Annotated in this window: 19 protein-coding genes; 4 read left to right on the top strand and 15 right to left on the bottom strand. The window is 38.9% G+C overall.

Translation table 11 applies throughout. From position 1 onward, the window contains the following. The first annotated feature begins 9 nt into the window (after nt 1-9). Nucleotides 10-942, top strand: coding sequence for a universal stress protein UspE (gene uspE / locus H4J61_RS12035; protein WP_182136321.1), 933 nt, complete (start codon nt 10-12; stop codon nt 940-942). 366 nt (nt 943-1308) lie between these two features. Here the strand turns inward: uspE and H4J61_RS12030 are convergent, their stop codons facing one another. The 4 genes from H4J61_RS12030 to H4J61_RS12015 form a co-directional block, all read right to left on the bottom strand. Further along, complete coding sequence (locus H4J61_RS12030; protein ID WP_259363281.1) at nt 1309-2160, bottom strand: glucosaminidase domain-containing protein; 852 nt, start codon at nt 2158-2160, stop codon at nt 1309-1311. A 57-nt stretch (nt 2161-2217) separates the two neighbouring features. Beyond that, on the bottom strand, nt 2218-3006 hold the full coding sequence (locus H4J61_RS12025) for a hypothetical protein (protein WP_182136320.1): 789 nt from the start codon (nt 3004-3006) through the stop codon (nt 2218-2220). A 235-nt stretch (nt 3007-3241) separates the two neighbouring features. Beyond that, nucleotides 3242-3790: a DUF1415 domain-containing protein gene (locus tag H4J61_RS12020; protein ID WP_182185192.1), complete on the bottom strand. Its 549-nt coding sequence runs from the start codon at nt 3788-3790 to the stop codon at nt 3242-3244. A 113-nt stretch (nt 3791-3903) separates the two neighbouring features. Beyond that, entirely contained in the window at nt 3904-5691 is a 1788-nt protein-coding gene (locus H4J61_RS12015) for an ABC transporter ATP-binding protein/permease (protein WP_182185191.1), read from the bottom strand. 184 nt (nt 5692-5875) lie between these two features. Here H4J61_RS12015 and H4J61_RS12010 point away from each other — a divergent pair, with 184 nt between their 5' ends. Next, on the top strand, nt 5876-6394 hold the full coding sequence (locus tag H4J61_RS12010; protein WP_182185190.1) for a DUF2937 family protein: 519 nt from the start codon (nt 5876-5878) through the stop codon (nt 6392-6394). A 108-nt stretch (nt 6395-6502) separates the two neighbouring features. Here H4J61_RS12010 and H4J61_RS12005 read toward each other — a convergent pair whose 3' ends face one another. The 10 genes from H4J61_RS12005 to thrS all read right to left on the bottom strand — a co-directional run bounded on the left by H4J61_RS12005 (nt 6503) and on the right by thrS (nt 17605). Further along, a complete protein-coding gene (locus tag H4J61_RS12005) occupies nt 6503-6796 on the bottom strand; it encodes an integration host factor subunit alpha (protein WP_182136316.1) in 294 nt (97 codons plus the stop codon). 3 nt (nt 6797-6799) lie between these two features. Next, nucleotides 6800-9211, bottom strand: coding sequence for a phenylalanine--tRNA ligase subunit beta (gene pheT, locus H4J61_RS12000; protein ID WP_182185189.1), 2412 nt, complete (start codon nt 9209-9211; stop codon nt 6800-6802). A gap of 12 nt (nt 9212-9223) precedes the next feature. Beyond that, the gene (gene pheS / locus H4J61_RS11995) at nt 9224-10204 is read right to left on the bottom strand and encodes a phenylalanine--tRNA ligase subunit alpha (protein WP_182136314.1); all 981 of its coding nucleotides are present in this window, start codon (nt 10202-10204) and stop codon (nt 9224-9226) included. A gap of 314 nt (nt 10205-10518) precedes the next feature. Beyond that, nucleotides 10519-11811, bottom strand: a complete 1293-nt coding sequence (locus tag H4J61_RS11990; RefSeq protein ID WP_182185188.1) for an ammonium transporter — start codon at nt 11809-11811, stop codon at nt 10519-10521. Nucleotides 11812-11889: 78 nt separating this feature from the next. Beyond that, the gene (gene glnK / locus H4J61_RS11985) at nt 11890-12228 is read right to left on the bottom strand and encodes a P-II family nitrogen regulator (RefSeq protein ID WP_182136312.1); all 339 of its coding nucleotides are present in this window, start codon (nt 12226-12228) and stop codon (nt 11890-11892) included. Between the two features lie 595 nt (nt 12229-12823). After that, nucleotides 12824-13927: a phosphoribosylaminoimidazolesuccinocarboxamide synthase gene (locus H4J61_RS11980; RefSeq protein WP_182185187.1), complete on the bottom strand. Its 1104-nt coding sequence runs from the start codon at nt 13925-13927 to the stop codon at nt 12824-12826. Between the two features lie 377 nt (nt 13928-14304). Next, nucleotides 14305-14661 (bottom strand): 50S ribosomal protein L20, encoded by a 357-nt coding sequence (rplT, locus tag H4J61_RS11975; RefSeq protein ID WP_182130971.1) that lies wholly within the window; start codon nt 14659-14661, stop codon nt 14305-14307. A 15-nt stretch (nt 14662-14676) separates the two neighbouring features. Then, nucleotides 14677-14871 (bottom strand): 50S ribosomal protein L35, encoded by a 195-nt coding sequence (gene rpmI / locus H4J61_RS11970; RefSeq protein ID WP_146878580.1) that lies wholly within the window; start codon nt 14869-14871, stop codon nt 14677-14679. A gap of 179 nt (nt 14872-15050) precedes the next feature. Continuing rightward, a complete protein-coding gene (gene infC / locus H4J61_RS11965) occupies nt 15051-15605 on the bottom strand; it encodes a translation initiation factor IF-3 (protein WP_182185186.1) in 555 nt (184 codons plus the stop codon). A gap of 89 nt (nt 15606-15694) precedes the next feature. After that, complete coding sequence (gene thrS, locus H4J61_RS11960) at nt 15695-17605, bottom strand: threonine--tRNA ligase (protein ID WP_182136309.1); 1911 nt, start codon at nt 17603-17605, stop codon at nt 15695-15697. A 529-nt stretch (nt 17606-18134) separates the two neighbouring features. Between thrS and H4J61_RS11955 the strand changes: the two genes are divergently transcribed. Together H4J61_RS11955 and H4J61_RS11950 are read left to right on the top strand one after the other, a co-directional pair. Further along, on the top strand, nt 18135-20066 hold the full coding sequence (locus tag H4J61_RS11955) for a bifunctional diguanylate cyclase/phosphodiesterase (protein WP_182185185.1): 1932 nt from the start codon (nt 18135-18137) through the stop codon (nt 20064-20066). 70 nt (nt 20067-20136) lie between these two features. Then, nucleotides 20137-20841 (top strand): START domain-containing protein, encoded by a 705-nt coding sequence (locus tag H4J61_RS11950; RefSeq protein ID WP_182185184.1) that lies wholly within the window; start codon nt 20137-20139, stop codon nt 20839-20841. Between the two features lie 156 nt (nt 20842-20997). Here H4J61_RS11950 and H4J61_RS11945 read toward each other — a convergent pair whose 3' ends face one another. Further along, complete coding sequence (locus H4J61_RS11945; RefSeq protein ID WP_182185183.1) at nt 20998-22644, bottom strand: NAD(P)/FAD-dependent oxidoreductase; 1647 nt, start codon at nt 22642-22644, stop codon at nt 20998-21000. Between the last annotated feature and the right edge of the window lie 57 nt (nt 22645-22701).

Genomic DNA, 22701 nt, shown 5'->3' with positions numbered 1-22701 from the left:
GAATTAGCCATGGAAAAGTATCAAAAAATACTCGCGATTGTTGACCCAACAACAGAAGAGCAGAAAGCGGTAAATCGAGCGATAGAATTAGCGCGTAAAACAGGCGCTAGCATTACCGCATTTTTGACCATCTATGATTTTTCTTATGAAATGACCACCATGCTGTCAAGTGATGAGCGTGAAGCCATGCGCCAATCAGTTATTAATGATCGCACTCAATGGCTAGAGTCTTTACTCGCTGATCTTGATTTAAGCGGAATTTCTATCGATTGTCGGGTTATATGGCATAACCGTCCCTTTGAGCAAATTATTGCTCAAGTACTCGATAATGGTTATGACATTGTCATTAAAGGGACTCATCAACACGACAAATTCAAATCTGTGATATTTACGCCTACCGATTGGCATATTCTGCGCAAATGTCCTTGCCCTGTTTTACTCGTGAAAGAGCATTTGTGGCCTGATAACGGTAATATTCTTGCGGCGTTAAACATTGGTAGTGAAGAGGAAGAACATAAAGCACTTAATAACAAAATCACTGCAGAAGCTAAACAGCTGACCCAAGTCATGAAAGCTAATTTACACCTAGTTAACTCATTCCCGGGGACGCCAGTAAATATCGCCATAGAAATCCCAGAGTTTAATGCCAGTGATTATAATCGCTCGATGTTAAAACATCATCAAAAAGCGATGTTAGCACATGCAACTGCCTTTAATATTGCGCCAGAAAACACCCATATTAAAGAGGGTTTACCGGAAGATATCATTCAAAGCATAGCGGCTGAATTAGATGCAGAATTAGTCATTCTTGGTACTATTGGCCGTACCGGTTTATCGGCAGCGCTAATTGGTAACACCGCAGAGCATGTTATTGATAGGCTAAATTGTGATGTATTAGCATTAAAACCCGATGGTTACATTTCACCACTTGATGTAGATTAATATCAGCTAACATCACTAGCATCACTAGCATCACTAGCATAAAGTTGAATTGGGTCATTAAACGCCTAGTTCAACTTTTCTTGTTTAATAACTTAAACTAGATTATGCGCTGAAGTTTTAACAGCCTTTAGCCAAAAGTATATGACGATATGTCCTTAAGGTAAATAATGAAAAAAGGTTACCTTTGACAGCATAAAAATAAGGTTATCAATAAGTTAGAGGTGATTACTTTTGCTGATAAAAAACTGAAGAAGTACTACTTTTTCAAAGCAATTCAAGCGAAAATTTTTTAACCGACATGATATTTGAATTTATTTATAAATCTATTTTTATACCTAAATTAGGAATAGCACATTTACATAGCGCTTATTTATTATATAGCGCGAAGTAATGTCGATTATGGCGGATCATATCAGTTAATTCCAACACATAATCTATGCCACGTTCAGAATAACGCATTAATCCTGTTGCAAGAATTTCTGGCGCTAGCGGTTGGTTTTGATCGCGTAATTGGCCTCTAATCGATCTAAATACCGTATAGGCACCGTTAGTATTAATATTGTGCAAATAACGTGCGACACCTAAACTAATAGAGCTATAAGCGGCGACTTCATGCTTAGCGCCGGTATTACGGCTACCTGGCACCATGCCGCAACCTTCCCTATAACACCACACACCAAAAAAGTTTAAGCCTATTCGAGCAAAACGAGAGGTTCCCCAAGCAGATTCATTGGCCGCTTGCACTAAAACAAGGGCTAATGGAATAATGTCAATTTTAAGCTGTAATTCATATAATTGTCTTAACAAAGAAAACTTTTCACTGACTTTATATTTTTTGCTCAAACTGCTTACTAACGTGTGTTCTTCCGCACTAAAGGGCTGTTCTAAGCTTAATTGCGCAATTAAGCGCGCCACTTCAGCACGCAAGATCAGTATTTTTTTATTTTCAGCCTGTACTGCGGGTTTAATAAAAGCAAAAAAACGACGTTTCTTCTCTTTTACATCACGAATTTTAGCAAAGTCGGGTAAAGTGACCGTGTGTAACGGTTGCTCAACTATTTTAATGACCTTCTTAACCGCTTTCGGTGCTACCGGCACTGGCTCTTCAGTCGGCGTACTTTCAGGCAAAGGTAAGAAGGTAAAGGGTGCGATTAAACCCACACTCAGCAAAACTAAAAAAATAAAACCTAAAAGGTTTTGCTTATTAAATATCGTCAAGCTAATAGCTCCTTATAGCATTATTTTTAGTCTAATTTACTGAAAAAATGCGGTAAATCAGGCCGAAAAGGTGTCATTTATGGTCTTGGTTTGATCAGCGGCTATTTCCATCTGTAAACCAAATATTTCTCGGTATAAAATTCCCTTTACGTTATAAAACAACGGCACTATATAAGCTAAACAAAATAAGAAAAATGCGATAGCGATAAAGCTAAATTCAGATTCACCGGACATTACAACAGGTAAAGCGGATATCAGTACAGCCAAAGCCAGTATCAGATAAATAGCGAAAATTTTGAACCATTGAAAACGCGTAGCTTGAATGCTTATTGAAATGGCTTTTATAGGTGACATTTTTTTTTCTACCACCAAAGGCAACGCGAGTGACAAGGCTACCGCCAAAAATATGCCAGGCAAGTAAAATAATGTTAAACCTATGGTAACCAAAGTTGAGGTTAATAAGGCACTAACAGCAACCCAGCTGCCTCGTTTTAAAAAGCCAAAAACCAATTTTGGTCTGGTTTTTAAGCCAACTGAATGGAAAATACCCATCATTTCAACACCAACGATAAAAGGATAAACCACTAAAGTAACGATAATATTAAGTAAAGTCGCTGATCTTTGATCTTGAATAGCCACTTCAATGCCACCCAACTGGCTGCTCACTAACAATGAAACCAACATGCCAATCATCAAACAGGTAAACAGTCCCAAATTAATCGCCATGCGCGATTTTAAGGTTATTTGCCAGCCTTCTTTCAATATAGTCGCTACATCAAGGCTATATTCACCTTTTACAGCTTCTTCGACACTACCACCAACGTTTTCAACCGGAAGTTTTTCCACAAAAATATTACCTAATGAGTAAGCGTATCAGTGACGCTTGTCTTAATTGCTACCAGTATATCGTAATTCACCACTGCCTGTGAATAAGCAGAGAAAAGTTATTAACATTCATCCTATCCAGTTTACCAAGGTTATAGGGTAAGCCCGTTAACTTGACGGCATAAATACCAATTTACCGGCGATATTGATGCCTTGAAACTGACTTGCTAATAACAGTGTTTAACCTTATAAAAGGCTAAGCATTGTTTTTGATATTCATCAACAAGGTTTTAAAATAGTGAGCGCCTTTCTTCTTGGCTAAAGCGATATTATTATCTGGAATGCTCTCAGGGTTTTTATAGACACTAAGCACTTTTTCCATGCTGTGTTCACGAATTAAATGTAAGGTGGGATAGGGAGAACGATTGGTGAAATTGCCCGCATCGTCATAATCAGCCTCAGCAAAGCAATATTCAGGGTGAAAGGTAGCCACTTGGAATATGCCTTCAAAACTATGATCAACAATAATGTCATTGGCATAATCAACCAAGTCTAAAAAGCGATTAAAGTCTCTAAAACCTTGATTATAGATTAATAAACTCGTTTCTATTTCAGGATTATCATGTAAGTAGTGACATTGCGATAAAAATTCAACTAGCGCTGACTTTAGCTGTTCTTTATCGCTAGTAAAATAATGAATAGTTTGATTAACAAACTCTTTTTTTGCGAATGGACAAAAATTTAGCCCAATAATTACTTGCTCTAGCCATTGTTTGGTTTGGTCAACTTCATCTCTTGTGCTCATAACAACTTACTCAATATTCTACTTATTTACGTATGGGTGTTGGCTTACTGGTATTGGCTACTGGTATTGACTTACTAACCTGCTATTACTGGTGCTCAACAACCGCTAGGCTATTAGCTGTTATCACTTTGTTGCAGTTGCCACATTTTGTGGTAATAGCCTTTTTTAACCAATAAACCTTGATGTGTACCCTGCTCAACAATCTCACCTTGTTGCATAACAATAATATTATCCGCGTCCACTATCGTGGATAGTCGATGGGCGATCACCAAACTAGTTCTATGTTCGGCAACTTCTTTAATGGCGCTGAGTATTGCTTGTTCTGATTGACTATCAAGTGAGGAAGTTGCTTCGTCAAACACCAAAATACGAGGGTTTTTCAAAATAGTACGGGCAATAGCAACACGTTGTTTTTCACCACCTGAGAGTTTTAAGCCGCGCTCTCCTACCATAGATTTTGCGCCATCGGGTAATCTGCTAACAAAGTCAGATAAATGTGCTAGCTTAAAAGCCTTATTAACCATTTCTTCATTGGCTTCAGGTGCACCATAATTAACATTGGCAAAAAGTGTATCGTTAAATAACACGGTATCTTGCGGCACAATACCAATATTTTTTCTCAGCGAGTGCTGAGTTACTTGACGTATATTTTGCCCATCAATGGTTATTTTGCCACTGTCACAATCGTAAAACCTAAACAGTAACTTAACTAAGGTAGATTTGCCTGATCCACTTTCACCAACGACCGCCACTTTTTGTCCTGACTTGATAGTAAATGATATATTTTTGATGATGGGTCTTTTTATATCATAGGCAAACGATACATCTGTAAATTTAATTTCTGCATCAGATAGGGCCAAAGTGTCCGCATCGTCATTGTCTTCTACTTTCGGTTTCTTTAGCATCAGGTCAAACATATGCTCAATGTTGGCCAATGAGCCTCTAATTTCACGATAAACAAAGCCTAAAAAGTTCAACGGAATAAATAGTTGCATCATGAAAGCGTTGATCAGCACAAAATCACCTAAAGTCATTTTTCCATAAGTAACTTCGTATGCTGCTAATGCCAACATAGCGGTCATCGAAAAAGAGATAATAAGGGCTTGGCCACCGTTTAAGGCAAATAAAGATAAGCGATTCTTCATTTTCGCCTGTTCCCAAGTCGCTAATTGGCTGTCATATGCTTTTGCTTCAAAATCTTCATTGGTAAAGTATTTTACCGTTTCATAATTAAGTAAACTGTCGATAGCACGTGTGTTACTTGATGAGTCTGCCTTGTTGGCTTCGCGTATAAAACGTGTGCGCCAATCTGTCGCATAAACAGAATACACCACATAGAACACAATAGAAGATAGGGTAATTAGCGCAAACCAAATGCCATAATTGAAGAACAAAATACCCACCACCATGATAATTTCAATTAAGGTTGGGATAATATTAAACACCATAAAGCGCATTAAAAAATTAATACCTGAGGTACCACGGTCAATATCACGCGATAATCCACCGGTTTGGCGATTTAAATGAAAGTCTAAATCTAACTTATGTAGGTGCTGAAAAACTTTTAAGCCAATTCTGCGGATCGCCCGCTCAGTTACTCGGCCGAATAAAGTATCGCGAATTTCTGCAAATATAACCGTAGTTAGTCTGACCAAACCATAAGCACCCACTAGCGCAAAGGGGACTAAATAAACCCGATTTTCTTCTTGGTTATCTAAAATATCAACAATATCTTTAAGAATAAAAGGCAAATAAACACTGGCAACTTTTGTTAGCACTAAGCAGGCTAAGGCTAAAAATATACGTGCTTTAAATTCAAATAAATAAGGTAGTAAAAGTTTAACAACACGCCAATTAAAGGTGGTGACTTCATGATCGGGTTGATGAGAGGATCTGCGCATAATCGCTAGTAATTTCCAATTGAATTTCAGCCAAAAGCAACTGTTTTGATGGTCAGTATATTAACATCGATTCTGTACGAATATCTGAAAAACCTGACTTTTGAATTAACATTTTATTGCCGATGAACTTTGTCAGTAGTTGTGCTAACGTGAGGCTATTCTACTAACAAGGTAACTAGCCATTATGTTTGCCTTAATTAACAATGTTATTGATCGTTGTTTTTTCACGCTTACTTTTATATTAGGCGTGCAACTGCCTGAGTTTATGCAGCAATATCAACAGCGACTCGCTGGCCAACTAGCTGAAGCTAACTCGCAATTAAACCAATTTGAAAACATCGCTCAGCAACACTTTGATGGCAGTTTAATAACCATGATCACACGTTACAAAGACAATACTGAAGCGTCTATTATCAGCACAGGTGAGCTCATTGAGCGTTTATCCGTTCGTGTTGAATACCTAGCAAGTCATTTAGCGCAAATTACCCAAGCAGATTATCTCCATGGCGTTTATCAGTTCATTTGGCATTTAGATCAAGAAATTGCTCGTGGTACTGCTGAGCATTTTTCCATGGCTATTCCACTTGAGTTAAATGCTATTGCTACCGGTGCAACGCTGGCGATTGGTGCATTATTATTGAAAGAATTAATGCTACTCACGATTAAACGTACTTTTAAAACCAAGAAAAATACGCTTATTTAAAGCCCTATTTAAAAGAATCGCTATTTTTTTCACAATAAAAAAGGTTGCCAAAGCAACCTTTTTTATACAACATTTTATACGATACTAATGCAAAGCTGACTTGCTAACTTATTCGCCGTTACCGTTTTCAACACGACTTTTAAGTTTTTGACCTGGGCGGAACGTCACCACTTTACGTGCTAAAATTGGAATATCTTCACCCGTTTTAGGATTACGTCCAGGACGTTCACTTTTCACTCTAAGATCAAAGTTCCCAAAACCAGACAATTTCACTTGTTCGCCTGCTTCGAGTGTTTCACGAACTTCTTCGAAAAACACTTCAACCATATCTTTTGCGTCGCGCTTACTCAGCCCAACTTTTTCAAATAAATGTTCTGCTACTTCTGCTTTTGTTAGCGCCATTATTCAATCCCTCAGAGATGCATTTAGTTCAATTTTCAAGGTGTCAACCACACGGTTAACCACGTCAGTGATATCCTTTTCTTCTAAGGTTTTATTATTGTCTTGCAATATCATTGCTATTGCTAAGCTCTTAAAACCAGAGTCAATACCATTACCTCGGTATACATCGAACAAGTTTAGATCAACTAAATAATTTCCGCCAACCTTTTCAATAAGTTGTAGTACTTTATTTGCACTAACTTGCTCTTCAATCACTACAGAAATATCGCGTCTATTGGCCGGAAAGCGAGATATGTCGCGCGATTGCGGTATATTCTGTGTACAAATTTCAGACAATAAAAGTTCAAAAACTAATGTCCGACCGTTAAGGCCTAATTTCCGTTCTAATTCAGGATGTAAGGCTCCAACATGTCCAACCAGCACACCATCTTTGTGAATAGCGGCAGTTTGTCCTGGGTGTAAAGCGTCTACTTCAGCCTTTGAAAACACAAATGCACTTTCGTTGCTTGTTAAGCCAAGTAACGCTTCAACGTCAGATTTAATATCGTAAAAATCTGTTGCTGCTTTTTCAATATCCCAATGTTCTTCGCTGCGTTGACCGCTCAGCACACCGGCGATCATATTCTCTTGGCGCACACCATTTTCAACACTTTCATCAGGAATAAAACGTAAACCTGTTTCAAATAAACGCACACGGTGTTGTTGACGATTTTGATTATAGACAACTGATTGCAATAATCCTGTCCATAAACTCACCCGCATTTCTGACATTTCAGATGAAATAGGATGTGGTAAGGTCATGGTGGCCTGACTAGGATGAAGCTGCGCTTGTACCTTTGGATCAACAAAACTATAAGTAATCGCTTCTTGGTAACCACGGTTAACTAAAACATGACGTAATTTGCTTAAAGGTAACTTAGCTTCTTTTTGCTCGCGCATTGCTAAGGTGGCTTTTGGCGAAACATTAGGAATATTGTTGTAACCAAAAATGCGGGCTACTTCTTCAATTAGGTCAACTTCAATGCTGATATCAAAACGATATGCCGGTACAACAACCGTCCAAACTTTATCTTGCTCTGTACCTTTTTCTGCGACAGTAAAGCCTAGGCGCGTTAATATTTCGCTAACCTTGGTATCATCAATGTGATGACCAATACGACTATCAAGTTTTGTCCGACGAAGTATTACTGTTCGCTCGGCAGGAATATGTTCTTGTGATGCCGCTTCAACGATTGGACCTGCTTCACCACCAACAATATCAAGTAAAAGCTTGGTCGCACGTTCCATAGCATCGCGCTGTAGTTCAGGGTCAATACCACGTTCATAACGATGTGACGCGTCAGTATGTAAACCATATTGACGGGCTTTACCTAAAATAGCTAAAGGGGCAAAGAAGGCACTTTCTAGAAAAATGTCTGTTGATTCACTCGTAACACCTGAAGCTAAACCACCAAAAATACCCGCCATAGCGAGTGCTTTTTCTTGATCTGCAATGACGAGTGTTTGTGGTGATAGGCTAACTTCATTACCATCTAACAGGGTTAACTTCTCGCCGTCATTGGCGTAACGTACGTTTATACCACCCTCGATTGCTGATAAGTCAAAAGCATGCATCGGATGGCCTTGCTCTAGTAAGACGTAGTTAGTCACGTCAACCACAGGGTCAATTGCACGTGTGCCACAACGACGAAGTTTTTCCACCATCCATAAAGGCGTTTGGGCCTTAATGTTAATATTTTTAATGACTCGCCCTAAATAGCGCGGACAAGCTTTTTCAGCTGACAAGGTAATTGCAACGGTATCGTCAATGGTTGACTTAACGGCTGTAATGTTTGGCTCAGTAACGCTTAAGCTATTTAATACGCCTACTTCGCGTGCAAGACCTTTTAAGCCAAGACAATCACCACGGTTCGCGGTTAAGTCAACATCTATGGTTACATCATTAAGATCAAGGTATTCGCGCACGCACATACCGATCGGTGCATCACTTGCTAGCTCCATGATGCCGTCAGCACTGTCAGATAAACCTATTTCTGACTCACTACACAGCATACCGTTTGATGCTACGCCACGCAGTTTGGCTTTTTTAATTTTAAAGTTACCCGGTAAAACAGCACCAACGGTGGCAACAGCAACTTTTAAGCCTAAACGACAGTTTTTAGCACCACAAACAATATCAGCGAGCTCGCCATCATTGTAATCAGGTCCTAAATTAATTTTTGTTACTTGCAGTTTATCAGCATCAGGATGCGGGCCACATTCAACCACTTCACCAATCAACACGCCATTAAACTCACCGGCAACAGGCTCGACGGCGTCAACTTCAAGGCCAGCCATGGTAATTTGATGTGCTAATTCATCTGAAGATATAGCAGGATTTACCCACTCACGTAACCAAGATTCACTAAATTTCATTATATGGCTTTCCTACTTGAACTGTTTTAAGAAGCGAAGATCATTTTCAAAGAATGAACGTAAGTCATTTACGCCGTAACGTAACATGGTTAAACGTTCAACCCCCATACCAAAGGCAAAACCGGTATAAACTTCAGGATCAATGCCAACACTGCGCAGTACATTTGGATGCACCATGCCACAGCCTAATACTTCTAGCCATTTGCCATTTTTACCCATGATATCTACTTCTGCAGAAGGCTCAGTAAAGGGAAAATATGACGGGCGGAAGCGAATTTCTACTTCTTCTTCAAAAAAGTGATGTAAAAAGTCATGTAAAACACCTTTTAAATGCGTAAAACTGACATCTTTATCAACCATTAGCCCTTCTACTTGATGAAACATAGGTGTATGGGTTTGGTCATAATCATTACGATAAACTTTACCGGGTGAGATAATTCGCAATGGCGGTTGTTCTTTTTCCATGGTGCGAATTTGCACGCCAGAGGTCTGAGTACGCAAGACTAACTTAGGGTTAAAGTAGAAAGTATCGTGGTCTTGGCGAGCAGGATGATGCTCAGGGATATTTAAGGCATCAAAGTTATGAAAGTCGTCTTCAACCTCAGGTCCTTGCTTTACTGAAAAGCCTAAATCACCAAAAAAACTCTCAATACGTTCGATTGTGCGAGTAACTGGGTGTAAACCGCCTAACTCATCACCACGACCTGGCAAGGTTACGTCAATAGATTCCGCAGCAAGTTGTTGCTTAATAACTTGTGCACGTAGTAATTCACCACGTTCAGTTAACAACTTTTGGACTTGCTGTTTAGCGATGTTAATCACTTGACCCGCTTTGGGCTTCTCTTCTTTTGACAACTTACTTAGGCCTTTCATTTGTTCAGTGAACAAACCTTTCTTTCCTAAGAAGTTAACGCGAACTTGGTCAAGTTCTGCAGGGTCAGTCGCCGCAGCAATGGCTTGTTCTGCCTGCAATATAATATCGTCTAAATTCATGAGTTCCTCTAAAGCGTGTTTAAAGCGCCGATAGTTTTTTAGTATAAAAATATAGGGCATTAACATCGGCCTAATATTGGCCTTTAGCTAGACTTTTTCGATTAATAAAATGATGGATAATTTTACACAAAAAATCGTCGATAAAGTAGGGTAAATCTACGTTTTTCAAGAAAAAAAGTGCTATTTAACTTTTACTTTTATAAAAGTAACTGATTTTAACCATAATGGCGTTTGGAATTAAAGATAAACTCGGTGGGGATATTAGGAAAAGGCTTGTTACAGCCTTTTCCTATGAGAGATTAAATAATGAGTGCTTAAAGGTTATAACCCACTTCGTCATGTTCAGTTATATCTAACCCGGTAATTTCTTGCTCTTTCGACACACGTAATCCCTTGGTCATTAACGCTACTAGTTTAAATAATAGGTAAGAGACAATCGCGGTATAAATAATAGTCGCACCAATACCAATTAGCTGTACGGTTACCTGTCCTATCATGGTACTAATACCTTCAGCGTAACCAAAGCCACTAAAGGCTCCTAGCTCAGTTGAGGCAAAAATACCCGCAAGTAACGTACCTAAAATACCGCCAATACCATGCACAGGAAACACATCTAAAGAGTCATCAATTTTCAGTTTATGTTTAATGTAAACCGTAGAATAAAAGCAAACAATACCCGCTGAAACACCAATAATTAATGCACCGCCTGGTCCAACAAAACCTGATGCGGGTGTAATCGTACCTAAGCCTGCAACCATACCGGTTACGGCGCCCAGTACACTGGCTTTACCAAACTTTTTCCACTCGATAGCCGCCCAAGTAAGCGCCCCAGCTGAAGCAGATAAATGCGTGACTAACATGGCCATTGATGCATCACCATTCGCCGCTAGCGCACTACCACCATTAAAACCAAACCAACCAACCCACAACATACCGGCGCCTGTCACTGTCATTGTTAGGTTATGCGGCAACATCGGCGTTTTTGGAAAACCGTGACGAGGCCCTAACACTAACGCGGCCACAAGTGCGGCAACACCAGCAGTAATATGAACAACAATACCACCGGCAAAATCGTAAACGCCCATTTGTGCAAGCCAGCCACCACCCCAAACCCAATGAGTAACCGGTGCATAAACCACTAACAACCATAACCCTGAAAACAGCAATACCGCAGAAAACTTCATTCTTTCAGCGTAAGCACCAATAATTAGCGCTGGTGTGATCACTGCAAAGGTCATTTGAAACAGCATAAATAGGCTTTCAGGAATATCCCCGGCAAGGGTTTCTTTGGTCATGCCAACCATCAGCACTTTACTAAAGTCGCCAATCCATGCATTACCTTCGCCAAAGGCTAAACTGTAACCGACAATAAACCATAAAATGGATGAAACGCCAGCAATGGCAAAACATTGCATCAAAATTGACAGAATATTTTTTCGACGCACTAGGCCGCCATAAAACAAAGCTAGGCCCGGTAAGGTCATCAATAATACCAGTGCTGTGGCTGTTAATATCCACGCGGTATTGGCACCATTAAGGCTTGCTTCTTGAGCAAAACTTGGTACAGAAAAAGTTAAAGCGAAAAGTGTGATAATTATTTTATTCATTTTTACATCCACTATTTAAATCTTTTTAGGCTTTATACTGAACAGCCAATTTTATTTTTATTGCTCGATAAAGCTTGATTAAATAGCGTCATCATCTACTTCACCGGTACGAATACGGGTGATGTTCTCAATGTTGGTGACAAATATTTTGCCGTCTCCTATTTTTCCCGTTTGAGCAGAGCTAACAATAGTGTCAACAACCCGTTCAACAAAGTCATCCTTAACCGCAATTTCAAATTTTATTTTAGGGAGGAAATCGACTGAATATTCTGCGCCACGATAAAGTTCGGTATGGCCTTTTTGACGGCCAAAACCCTTCACTTCTGTAACGGTCATGCCGTCGATACCAATTTCACTTAACGCTTCACGGACATCATCCATTTTGAAGGGTTTAATAATTGCTGTTACTAATTTCATTCGCTCACCTTTAGTGCATTCACGGTCAATTTGAGTTTGAATCTTATTATTTCAACAATACTAAGCACCATTTGTACCCAAAATAAAAAACACTTTAAATACATAAGATTAGACTATATAAGCAAGGTAATGAAAATTAAAGCGCACCAGAACAGTGCAATAAAGAAAGATAAAGGAGCAATTTTGGTGCAAGCGCTTATCTTTGCATCAAAAACGAACAATTAAATATATGTGGCGATTAAATGTGATTTAAAGACGAACGCTTTCACGTTGACATTGGCTAAGGCGAAAAATATAACTACTAACCATCGCTATTTTGCACATCAATGTGCTGATGCTATGAAGCTATGCTTTTAAAAGAAGTTAAGTGATTAGCCTAATACCGGAGCCCTTGCCAAGATGGCTAGGGACAGTAATGTGATCGCAGCATACCGCTCGTCCTGAGCATCGCTGCTTTTTCACATCCATGTGATCGCAGCATACCGCTCATCCTGAGCATCGCTGCTTTTTCACATCCATGTGATCGCAGCATACCGCTCGTCCTGAGCATAAAAAAGCCCCGCTATTGCGAGGCTATGTAAAGCTAAAGCGAACGTTAGTCAATTAGCTGATATTCGTCGCGTAAAATATCGATAATTTCTTGTTTAGGATTGGTCGATAACACTATTTTTTTATTGGTTATTTTTTCAGCAATCGCGATATAGGTTGCTGAAACTGCCATTAATACCTCTGCGGGTAACTCATTGTCACGGGCAAGTGCTTCACGTTCAGTCATGCGGTCTTTATTTAGAAGAATATCAGGGTCTGGGAAGTGCTTAAGTAATAATTGACGAAAGCCCTCTTTAGAGTTTTCCACAATTTTACCGGCGCGATACTGCTCGCCGTCCCAAATACGTGATGAATCAGGTGTGCCTACTTCATCCATATAAATAAGCTTGTCATGGCCGTTACGGTCTTTAACATAGCCAAACTCAAACTTAGTATCGACAAAGATTTGATCAAGTTTAGCTAACGCGGCTGAAATAACATCAAAACCTTCGGTTAATAACTTTTCATACAGAGCAATATCGCCTACTGACTTAAAGTTAAAGTCGGCGAAATTATCTTCAATATTTTGTCGAGTTACATTGACATCATCTACTGCAGGCACACCAGGTATGCCTTGTAAAACACCTTTAGTTGATGGTGTTTGTAGCAATTGCGGCAACTTACTGTCTTTTTCAAGGCCGTCGGTTAGTTCTATACCACAGAATTCACGCTCACCTTTAGCATACGAACGCCACATTGAACCGGTAATATATTGTCGACATATGGCTTCAATCATCACAGGTTTAGCTTTTTGCACAATCCAAACAAACGGGTGCGGTATGTCAAGAATGTGGCTATCAGCTAAGCCTTGTTCTTTAAATAACTTAAACCAATGATTAGAAATGGCATTTAATGCTGCACCTTTACCAGGAACACCTTTCATACCACCTTCGCCGCGCCAAATACAATCAAAGGCTGAGATACGATCACTGATCACCATAATCGCTAATGGGGTATCATGTGCCACATCATAATTTTTTTCTTGAATTAAGCGACGACTATCTATTTCAGTTAACCAATAAACAGAACGAACTTTACCGCTATGAACGGCCACATCAGTGCGAATAGGTAAATCATTATTTACCGCTAAAATTTGATCAGCAAGACTCATAATAAGACCTTTACTTCCTATAATTGAACATGAACTTTTAATTAAACAAACTTATACCCATTTCATTAATTAGGTGGTCTACTTTATACGCAGGGAAAATGACCAAATATAAGGCATTTATTTAATAACTAGTTGTTCTAATTATTAAATAAATAACACAGTAGTTGGTTGTTTTAACCAGTAAAAATGATCAGATAATTAGTGAGATTGATATTATACCCATTAGGCTAGTTTATTGCTCAGTTTGATATTGTAATCAACTTGCTTAATTAACGATTCAACTTTCTTAACTTTCTTGACTTTTTAGTCAATTTTTTAAGGCTTAAAAAAAGAAAAGGACGCCTAGGGCGTCCTTTTCTCAAAGCTAATATCTCAAACTATGCTAAAGAAGCTTGCGCTTTTTCAACTAAGAATGTGAAAGCTGCTTTGTCGTATACTGCAATGTCAGCTAGGATCTTACGATCGATTTCAATAGAAGCCTTTTTAAGACCATTAATGAAACGGCTGTAAGATAAACCATTTTGACGAGCTGCTGCGTTAATACGAGCAATCCAAAGTTGACGGAATTGACGCTTACGTTGACGACGGTCACGGTATGCGTATTGGCCAGCTTTAGTTACAGCTTGGTAAGCAACACGATAAACGCGACTACGAGCACCGTAGTAACCTTTAGCTTGCTTTAGAACCTTCTTGTGACGTGCACGCGCTTGTACACCACGTTTTACTCTTGCCATTTTCTATCTCTCCTATTAACCGTGACGTAAAAGTTTTTTAACTGACTTAATGTCAGCTGCCGAAATCATGCATTTCGCACGAAGATGACGTTTAACTTTAGTACGGCGTTTAGTCAAAATATGACGAAGACCGGCTTGTTTAAATTTATAGCCTGTGGCTGTCTGTTTAAAGCGCTTTGCAGCACCTTTATTGGTTTTCATTTTAGGCATGTTAATAACTCCGCATTGTTATGCCAAATATAAAGTAAACTAGGCGAGAACTCATCAGTGCTTAGCGGTTAAGCTAAGATGTCGAACTCTACTTGTAGGCCTTGTTTACCAGCTTAAAGATAATAGCGGTGAGCTCAATATTTCGAAAAACATTGAGCTACTTGCAAACCGGGTATTATCTATTTTTTAGGGGCTAGAACCATCACCATTTGACGCCCTTCCGCTCTACGAGGGAAAAACTCAACTACGGTCAATTCTTCTAAATCGTTTTTAACACGAGTTAAAATTTCAAGACCAAGCTCTTGGTGGGCCATTTCACGGCCACGGAAACGTAATGTTACCTTGACCTTGTCGCCGCCTTCTAAAAAGCGTTTCAGGTTGCGTAGCTTTACCTGATAATCGCCTTCATCTGTACCAGGTCGGAATTTAATTTCCTTAACCTGTATTTGTTTCTGGTTTTTACGTTGCTCTTTCTGCTCTTTAGCCTTCTCATAGATAAACTTACCGTAATCCATAACTCGACAAACAGGAGGTTTTGCTGTTGGGCTGATTTCTACAAGATCTACACCTGCGTCCTCCGCTTGGTCCATAGCTTCATCGAATGAAACTATGCCACCTGGTTCGCCGTCATATTTAATTAAACGAACTTCATTGCCTAGAATACCTGTGATTAACTCATTTAAACGATGAGCCGGCTCTTTTTGCCCGCCACGTTGTCCACCTTTAATAGCCATGTTCCTCCAAAGAACGTTGTTACCAAGTAAGCGCTAGTATTAGCTTACTTGGATAAAATAATAATATACGTGTTCATTTTACAAAGTGTTTAGCGACGAGTTTTCACTTCATCAGATAATTTAGCAATAAAGTCGTCAACCGACATTGTTCCTAAATCTTCACCACTTCGCGTTCGTACTGCAATTTCGCCAGTTTCCATTTCTTTATCACCGACGACTAACAAATACGGAACACGCTTTAAAGTATGCTCGCGGATTTTAAAGCCTATCTTCTCATTTCTCAAGTCTAGTTTTACTCTAAATCCACTTTCTTTTAGTTTTTTTACAACTTTTTCACAATATTCGTCTTGTTTGCCCGTAATATTCATCACAGTTGCATGAATTGGAGATAACCACGTTGGAAATTTCCCCGTGAACTCTTCAATTAAAATTCCGATAAAACGTTCAAGTGAACCTAAAATAGCTCGGTGAATCATGACAGGAATATATCTTTCGTTGTCTTCACCTACATAAGTTGCGCCTAAACGCTCTGGTAAAGCAAAATCGAGCTGCACTGTACCACATTGCCAAGCACGACCTAAACAGTCCATTAAAGTAAATTCAATCTTAGGACCATAAAATGCTCCTTCACCCGGTAAATACTCAAATTTGATGTTGCTGTCGGTTAATGCTTGCGCAAGACCGGCTTCAGCTTTATCCCAAATTTCATCACTACCGATACGATTTTCTGGACGAGTGGATAATTTAACAACGACATCTTCAAAACCAAATGAACCATATACGTCGTAAACCATTTCAATACATTTTTTCACTTCAGCTTGAACTTGCGATTCCATACAAAAAATATGGGCGTCATCTTGCGTAAAGCCACGAACACGCATTAAGCCATGTAAAGAACCTGATGGCTCATTACGATGACAACAGCCAAACTCAGCAATACGTAAGGGTAAATCGCGGTAAGACTTTAAACCTTGATTGAATATCTGTACATGACCCGGGCAATTCATTGGTTTTATCGCGTATTCACGCTTTTCAGATTCAGTGGTGAACATGCCATCAGCATATTTATCCCAATGACCTGATTTTTCCCAGAGGCTTCTGTCCATCATCATTGGCGCTTTAACTTCGTCGTAATCATATTCATGTAATTTTTCACGAATAAATTTCTCTAACTCAGTATAAATTGTCCAACCATCGTTATGCCAGAACACCATACCTGGCGCTTCTTCTTGCCAATGGAAAAGATCTAAGGTTTTACCAATTTTACGATGATCGCGCTTTTCAGCTTCTGCTAAACGAACGATATAGGCTTTTAATTGTTTTTTGTCCGCCCATGCTGTGCCGTAAATACGTTGCAACATTTTGTTGTCTGAATTGCCACGCCAATAAGCGCCAGCTACTTTCATCAGCTTGAACTGATGGCAATGACGCATACTAGGTACGTGAGGGCCACGACACATATCAATGTATTCTTGATGGTAATATAAAGCAGGCGTATCTGTTTTCTCGATGTTTTCATCAAGAATTTGTAATTTGTAAGTTTCACCACGTTCAGTAAACGCATCGTAAGCGTCTTGCCACGTGCCTGTTTTCTTAACAACTTCATATCCCGTACGAGCAAGTTCTGTCATACGTTTTTCAATTTTGGCTAAGTCGTCTTCACTAATTGATTCTTCAAGGTCAATATCGTAATAAAAGCCATTCTCAATCGTTGGGCCAATCGCCATTTTCACATTTGGATATAGCTGCTTAATAGCATGGCCTAATAAATGCGCACACGAGTGACGAATGATCTCAAGACCTTCCGCATCTTTACTGGTGATAAGTTGTAACGCTGCATCTTCTTTAATTAATTCACAAGCATCGACTAACTCACCATTAATGCGACCAGCGATGGTGGCTTTTGCTAAACCAGGACCGATATCTAAGGCAACCGCCATAACAGAGACAGCTTGTTCAAAAGTGCGTTGACTACCATCGGGAAGCGTAATAACAGGCATGTATTTTCCTTTGTTCAGTGGTGGCACATACGAAGTGTCACTTGAATTAAATTATTTTGGCAATTAAATTAATTGGTTAATATTGTCTTTTTAGCCATTAACGTTTGAGTATTTCGCTACTTAAGTGTTAACAACCCGCAATAAAATTTCGCCGTAGGGTAACCGAAAATAAATTTTAAGTACAGCGTTGACGCTATCATTGGGCATAAAAAGTAAATTTATGTTACTCAGTTTTATTATTAATATGTTATTTATATTGTATGCATTAGTTACACTAGTTAGTATAACGTTTCCTATTAGGCCCCACGCTACCCATCCATAATATTATAGTTGAAAGCCCGTAACGGCTTGATAAAATAAACAAGTGTGGATATGATGGCGACCCAATTAAGTTACTCGTATGTATAAACATGTTGATTACATGTAAAAAAACAAAAGTAAAATGTAACCTAATGTTAATATTAGTCAGTAGTATTGTAGAAGCAATATGACTAATTGTAGCGGCTTCCTGATGACGGAATATTAAAGTATGAATAAATCTACCGCTAAATATTGGCAAACAACCACGCTCTTAACTATATTATTTCTCACTATTGTTTATATATTTTTTGTGTCAATTTTATCTCAAAAAGTAGCGTCTTTTCATCACAGCCAACCTGATATTGCTTATGAATTACCTCAACAACAATTAACTGATGTTGGTGGCTATTTAAGTCACATTTTACTTATTGATAACTTAGCTAGAGATAATGAACAGAAGCTGGTTGTTAAAGTAGTAAAAAAGAATGATAACTGGTTAGTAACACCATTAAATTTCATTTTATTTAACATTGCATTAGCCGTTTTTTATCCTTCCCTAGCGCTACTTGTGATTGGTTTTATCGCTGGCTTTTTAATTTTGAATTATCAAAAAAGTAAATTAAAAGATATTTGTGCTATTACTGATGGCATAGCAAATACCTTTGGTGAAAAGCATTCATACAAACCAGAATATTCTGTATTAGCTAATCTAAACTATGCGTTAGAAGATATAGCACGATATGCAAAGCAATATAAAACAGATACTGAGCAAGGTGCCTTTTGTGACGCATTAACAAAGTTAACTAATCGCCACACTTTCCTGCAACATATTGAAGAGCAGTTAACACAGAGTAAAGAAATAAAAAGTGGGCTATTATTTATTGACCTTGATGGCTTCAAACAAGTTAATGACTCGTTTGGCCATTCATTCGGTGATGAAGTACTGATCCAAGTTGCTGAGCGACTAAACTCACTTGTTCGCAGTAATAAACTAAATTTCAGCCAATCAAGTAATTGTATCGAAAAAAACTTAGCTAGACTTGGTGGTGATGAGTTTACTATTTTTCTTTTTGATATAGAAAATTCAGAGTGTGCTATTAATATTGCAAAATTTGTCTTATCAGAACTAGAACGTGAATTCACTTTAGGTAATAAAACGATTAAAATTAGTGCTAGCATAGGTATTGCTATGTACCCTGAAAGTGCCAGCAAACCTAATACACTAGTACAATTAGCTGATGTGGCAATGTATCGTGCTAAAAAAGATGGACGTGGCGTTTATAGAATTTACTCTCCTGAAATGGGTAGCCAATTAAGGCGCTATCATTATTTATTGGAAGAGATGAGACAAGCCTTATCTAACCACAGCTTCTTTTTAACCTTCCAACCTATTATTCATGTTGAAGGTTGTGTCATCAGTTATTTTGAAGCACTTGTTCGATGGCAGCACCCAGTGGAAGGGGTTATTTCACCGACAGAGTTTATACCGATCGCAGAAGAGTCTAATCAAATATTGCCACTAGGTGATTGGATATTAAATGAAGCCTGTCGTCAGATGTTTGCTTGGTATAACGCCGGCATGAAAAAAACCAAAATTTCTGTTAATGTTTCTGTTATTCAACTTAAGCATCGTCCAATTTATCAGTGGGTTATGGATACACTGGTAAAAACTGGACTACCACCTTCGTCATTAATGCTTGAAATTACCGAGTCTTGCTTCCTTGATATATCAGATGAAATTATCACAGAATTAGAGCAACTTCGCCAAGAAGGTGTTTTTATTGCTATTGATGATTTTGGTACAGGTTTTAGCTCATTAGCAATATTGGCAACATTACCTGTCGATATTTTAAAAATTGATAAAATGTTTATTAATGAAGCCACTAGTAGTATTAAGTATAAGAAAATACTAAAATCAATCATCGACATGGCCTATCAACTTGATTTAAAAGTAGTCGCTGAAGGGATAGAGAATAGTATACAGCTAGAATTATTAAAGTCTTTAGGGGTTAAATACATCCAAGGATTTTTAATTAGTCATCCTGAAAATTCAACTATTGTTGGCAATAAAGTATTAAATCAAGGCATGAATCATCTTGCGCACAACGGTGCCGGTGTATGGCAACCCAATCAATCAAAAATAATTAAACCGATGAACTAGTGTTTTCTTAATTACGTTATTGCACAAACACAGTTTATACCAGCAATACGTTATGATAGGGAATAGGTAGTTGCCTCAAGCTTTTAATCTCAGCGTTATATTTTTCTCAGTTACTTATTTAAGACGCTTAAGTGACTGTCTACTAATTTCCCTGCTGCTGTTAAGCAATAATGTTCAAGCAAATGATTTATCGTCATGGAACATTTGGAAGAAAAATAGTGAATTAAGTGTTTTTTATCGTGCTAGTCAATATGACGATGTCATTGAAATTAAGGCACAGGCTAAGGTTAATTCAAGTTTAACGGGCTTTATCTATTTTATTGAAGATTTTAAGCAGGTTCCACATTGGCTAGACAATGTAGAGTCCGCTAAATGCATTAGCCAAAGTTCAAAAAACGAAAGTGTATTTATTACTCGATTTAAAGGCTTATGGCCAATTTCAGCACGTGAAATAGTGGCCCACTCTCGTTATTGGCAAAACGAGGATCTATCGATTGAGATTGCGGTTAAAGACGCTAGTAATGCCATAGAAAAAAACCAAGATGTGATACGTATGCACCTACTTAGCGCCCATTGGACAATAGTGCCAATGTCCGCTGACCGCATAGCAATAACTTACCAGTTTATGGTTGACCCTAAAGGTAATATTCCACTCTGGCTAACCAAACCCATGACACTGAATGGCATTTGGACCACACTACACAATATTCAAAGCCAATTACCTCAAAGTAAGTGGCAACAACAAGTTAACGATGATATTCAAGAAATGCAGTAATCGTAAAGCGCTTGTGAACTCAGTACAACTCAAACGCTAGCATGACCTATAAGCCGAGACTTTAGCCTTAACTAAATGCCTAACTAAGGCTTAACTTACTCATCAAGCTAGGTTATTCACTTTGATGAGTTAAACAATGGTAGCGCAGTTAACATTTTATTGATAATGCTTCAGCATCGAAAGCGCCATAGCTTCAGCGACTTTAATACCATCGATACCCGCAGACAAAATACCACCCGCATAACCGGCACCTTCACCCGCCGGATATAGCCCTTTGGTATTTAAACTCTCATAGCTGTCTTTATCACGGGTGATACTAATCGGCGACGAAGTCCGTGTTTCAACAGCGGTTAATGTTGCATCAGCCATTGAGAAACCTTTAATTTTTCGTTCAAATGCCGGTAATGCTTCACGAATAGCCTCGATAGCGTAGTCAGGTAAAATTTCACTTAAATCGCAGAATTTAACACCAGGCTTATAAGATGGCGCTACCACACCATGCTCGCCACTTTTTCGTCCAGCAAGAAAATCACCCACTAGCTGTACAGGGGCATCATAGTTTTCGCCACCCAGTTTAAAGGCCGCTTCTTCTAAGCGACGCTGAAACTCAATGCCCGCAAGTACGTTATCCTTGCTACTATTTTCGTCATAATCTTCTGGTGTAATACCGACGACAATAGCACTATTAGCATTACGTTCATGGCGTGAATATTGGCTCATGCCATTGGTAACTAAACGCCCTGGTTCTGACGCAGCGGCAACTACTGTGCCACCAGGGCACATACAAAAACTATAAACTGAACGGCCATTCTTACAATGATGAACAAGTTTGTAATCAGCCGCACCTAAAATAGGGTTGCCGGCATTTTCGCCAAAACGAGCATCGTCAATAACTGATTGTTCATGCTCAATTCTAAAGCCAACAGAAAATGGCTTAGCTTTTATAAAGACGCCTTTTTCATGCAACATAGTAAAAGTATCACGTGCGCTATGGCCAATAGCCAAAGCAATGTGTTTAGTGTTTATTACCTCGCCTGTCGATAAAGTTAAACCGGTCACTTGCCTATTGTCGTTGTCATCTTGCGTTTCGGCAAAATGAATATCGTCTACACGTTGTTCAAAACGTACTTCGCCGCCAAGACGGTGAATTTCTGCCCGCATTTGTTCAACCATGGTGACCAATTTAAAGGTACCTATATGTGGCTTACTAACGTATAGAATTTCACTTGGCGCGCCGGCATCAACAAACTCATGTAATACTTTGCGACTATAATGCTTTGGGTCTTTAACTTGGCTCCAGAGTTTGCCGTCAGAAAAGGTACCCGCACCACCTTCACCAAATTGCACATTGGACTCAGTATTAAGAATTTTTTTCCGCCAAAAGCCAAAAGTGTCTTTAGTACGCTGGCGTACTTCTTTACCGCGCTCTAAAATAATGGGTTTAAAGCCCATCTGTGCTAAGAGTAAGCCCGCGAATAAACCACAAGGCCCCATACCAATAACCACTGGCCGCTCGGTTAAATGTTCGGGTGCTTGACCAACAAACTTATAACTTGTATCAGGGCTAACTTTAATGTTTTGATCATTGATATTCTCAGCGATAAGCTGTTCATTTTTTGTTGTTTCTACATCTAAGGTATACATCAAAATGATCTTACTCTTTTTACGTGCATCGTAACCACGTTTAAAGATTGAAAAACTGGTAAGCTGCTCAGCGGTGATTTTTAATGTTGCAAGAATAACTTGCTCTAATTCTTCCGGTTGATGATTAAGTGGTAATTTGACGTTAGTTAAACGCAACATATCGTGTATCCAAAGCGAGACTAGGGTAAAAATTGGCGCTATTTTACCTGATAGTAC

It is taken from the genome of Colwellia sp. MB3u-4, assembly GCF_014077065.1.
Classification (GTDB): Bacteria; Pseudomonadota; Gammaproteobacteria; order Enterobacterales; family Alteromonadaceae; genus Cognaticolwellia.
Note: the sequence above shows the minus strand (reverse complement) of the source record. Positions and strands in the feature narration are given on the sequence as shown.

What these genes read in the sequence shown, in the direction of transcription:
- uspE (WP_182136321.1), top strand. Translation starts at nt 10, where the DNA reads ATGGAAAAGTATCAAAAAATACTCGCGATTGTTGACCCAACAACAGAA.
- H4J61_RS12020 (WP_182185192.1), bottom strand. Translation starts at nt 3,790, where the DNA reads ATGAGCACAAGAGATGAAGTTGACCAAACCAAACAATGGCTAGAGCAA.
- H4J61_RS12015 (WP_182185191.1), bottom strand. Translation starts at nt 5,691, where the DNA reads ATGCGCAGATCCTCTCATCAACCCGATCATGAAGTCACCACCTTTAAT.
- H4J61_RS12010 (WP_182185190.1), top strand. Translation starts at nt 5,876, where the DNA reads ATGTTTGCCTTAATTAACAATGTTATTGATCGTTGTTTTTTCACGCTT.
- H4J61_RS12005 (WP_182136316.1), bottom strand. Translation starts at nt 6,796, where the DNA reads ATGGCGCTAACAAAAGCAGAAGTAGCAGAACATTTATTTGAAAAAGTT.
- pheT (WP_182185189.1), bottom strand. Translation starts at nt 9,211, where the DNA reads ATGAAATTTAGTGAATCTTGGTTACGTGAGTGGGTAAATCCTGCTATA.
- pheS (WP_182136314.1), bottom strand. Translation starts at nt 10,204, where the DNA reads ATGAATTTAGACGATATTATATTGCAGGCAGAACAAGCCATTGCTGCG.
- H4J61_RS11990 (WP_182185188.1), bottom strand. Translation starts at nt 11,811, where the DNA reads ATGAATAAAATAATTATCACACTTTTCGCTTTAACTTTTTCTGTACCA.
- glnK (WP_182136312.1), bottom strand. Translation starts at nt 12,228, where the DNA reads ATGAAATTAGTAACAGCAATTATTAAACCCTTCAAAATGGATGATGTC.
- H4J61_RS11980 (WP_182185187.1), bottom strand. Translation starts at nt 13,927, where the DNA reads ATGAGTCTTGCTGATCAAATTTTAGCGGTAAATAATGATTTACCTATT.
- rplT (WP_182130971.1), bottom strand. Translation starts at nt 14,661, where the DNA reads ATGGCAAGAGTAAAACGTGGTGTACAAGCGCGTGCACGTCACAAGAAG.
- rpmI (WP_146878580.1), bottom strand. Translation starts at nt 14,871, where the DNA reads ATGCCTAAAATGAAAACCAATAAAGGTGCTGCAAAGCGCTTTAAACAG.
- infC (WP_182185186.1), bottom strand. Translation starts at nt 15,605, where the DNA reads ATGGCTATTAAAGGTGGACAACGTGGCGGGCAAAAAGAGCCGGCTCAT.
- thrS (WP_182136309.1), bottom strand. Translation starts at nt 17,605, where the DNA reads ATGCCTGTTATTACGCTTCCCGATGGTAGTCAACGCACTTTTGAACAA.
- H4J61_RS11955 (WP_182185185.1), top strand. Translation starts at nt 18,135, where the DNA reads ATGAATAAATCTACCGCTAAATATTGGCAAACAACCACGCTCTTAACT.
- H4J61_RS11945 (WP_182185183.1), bottom strand. Translation starts at nt 22,644, where the DNA reads ATGTTGCGTTTAACTAACGTCAAATTACCACTTAATCATCAACCGGAA.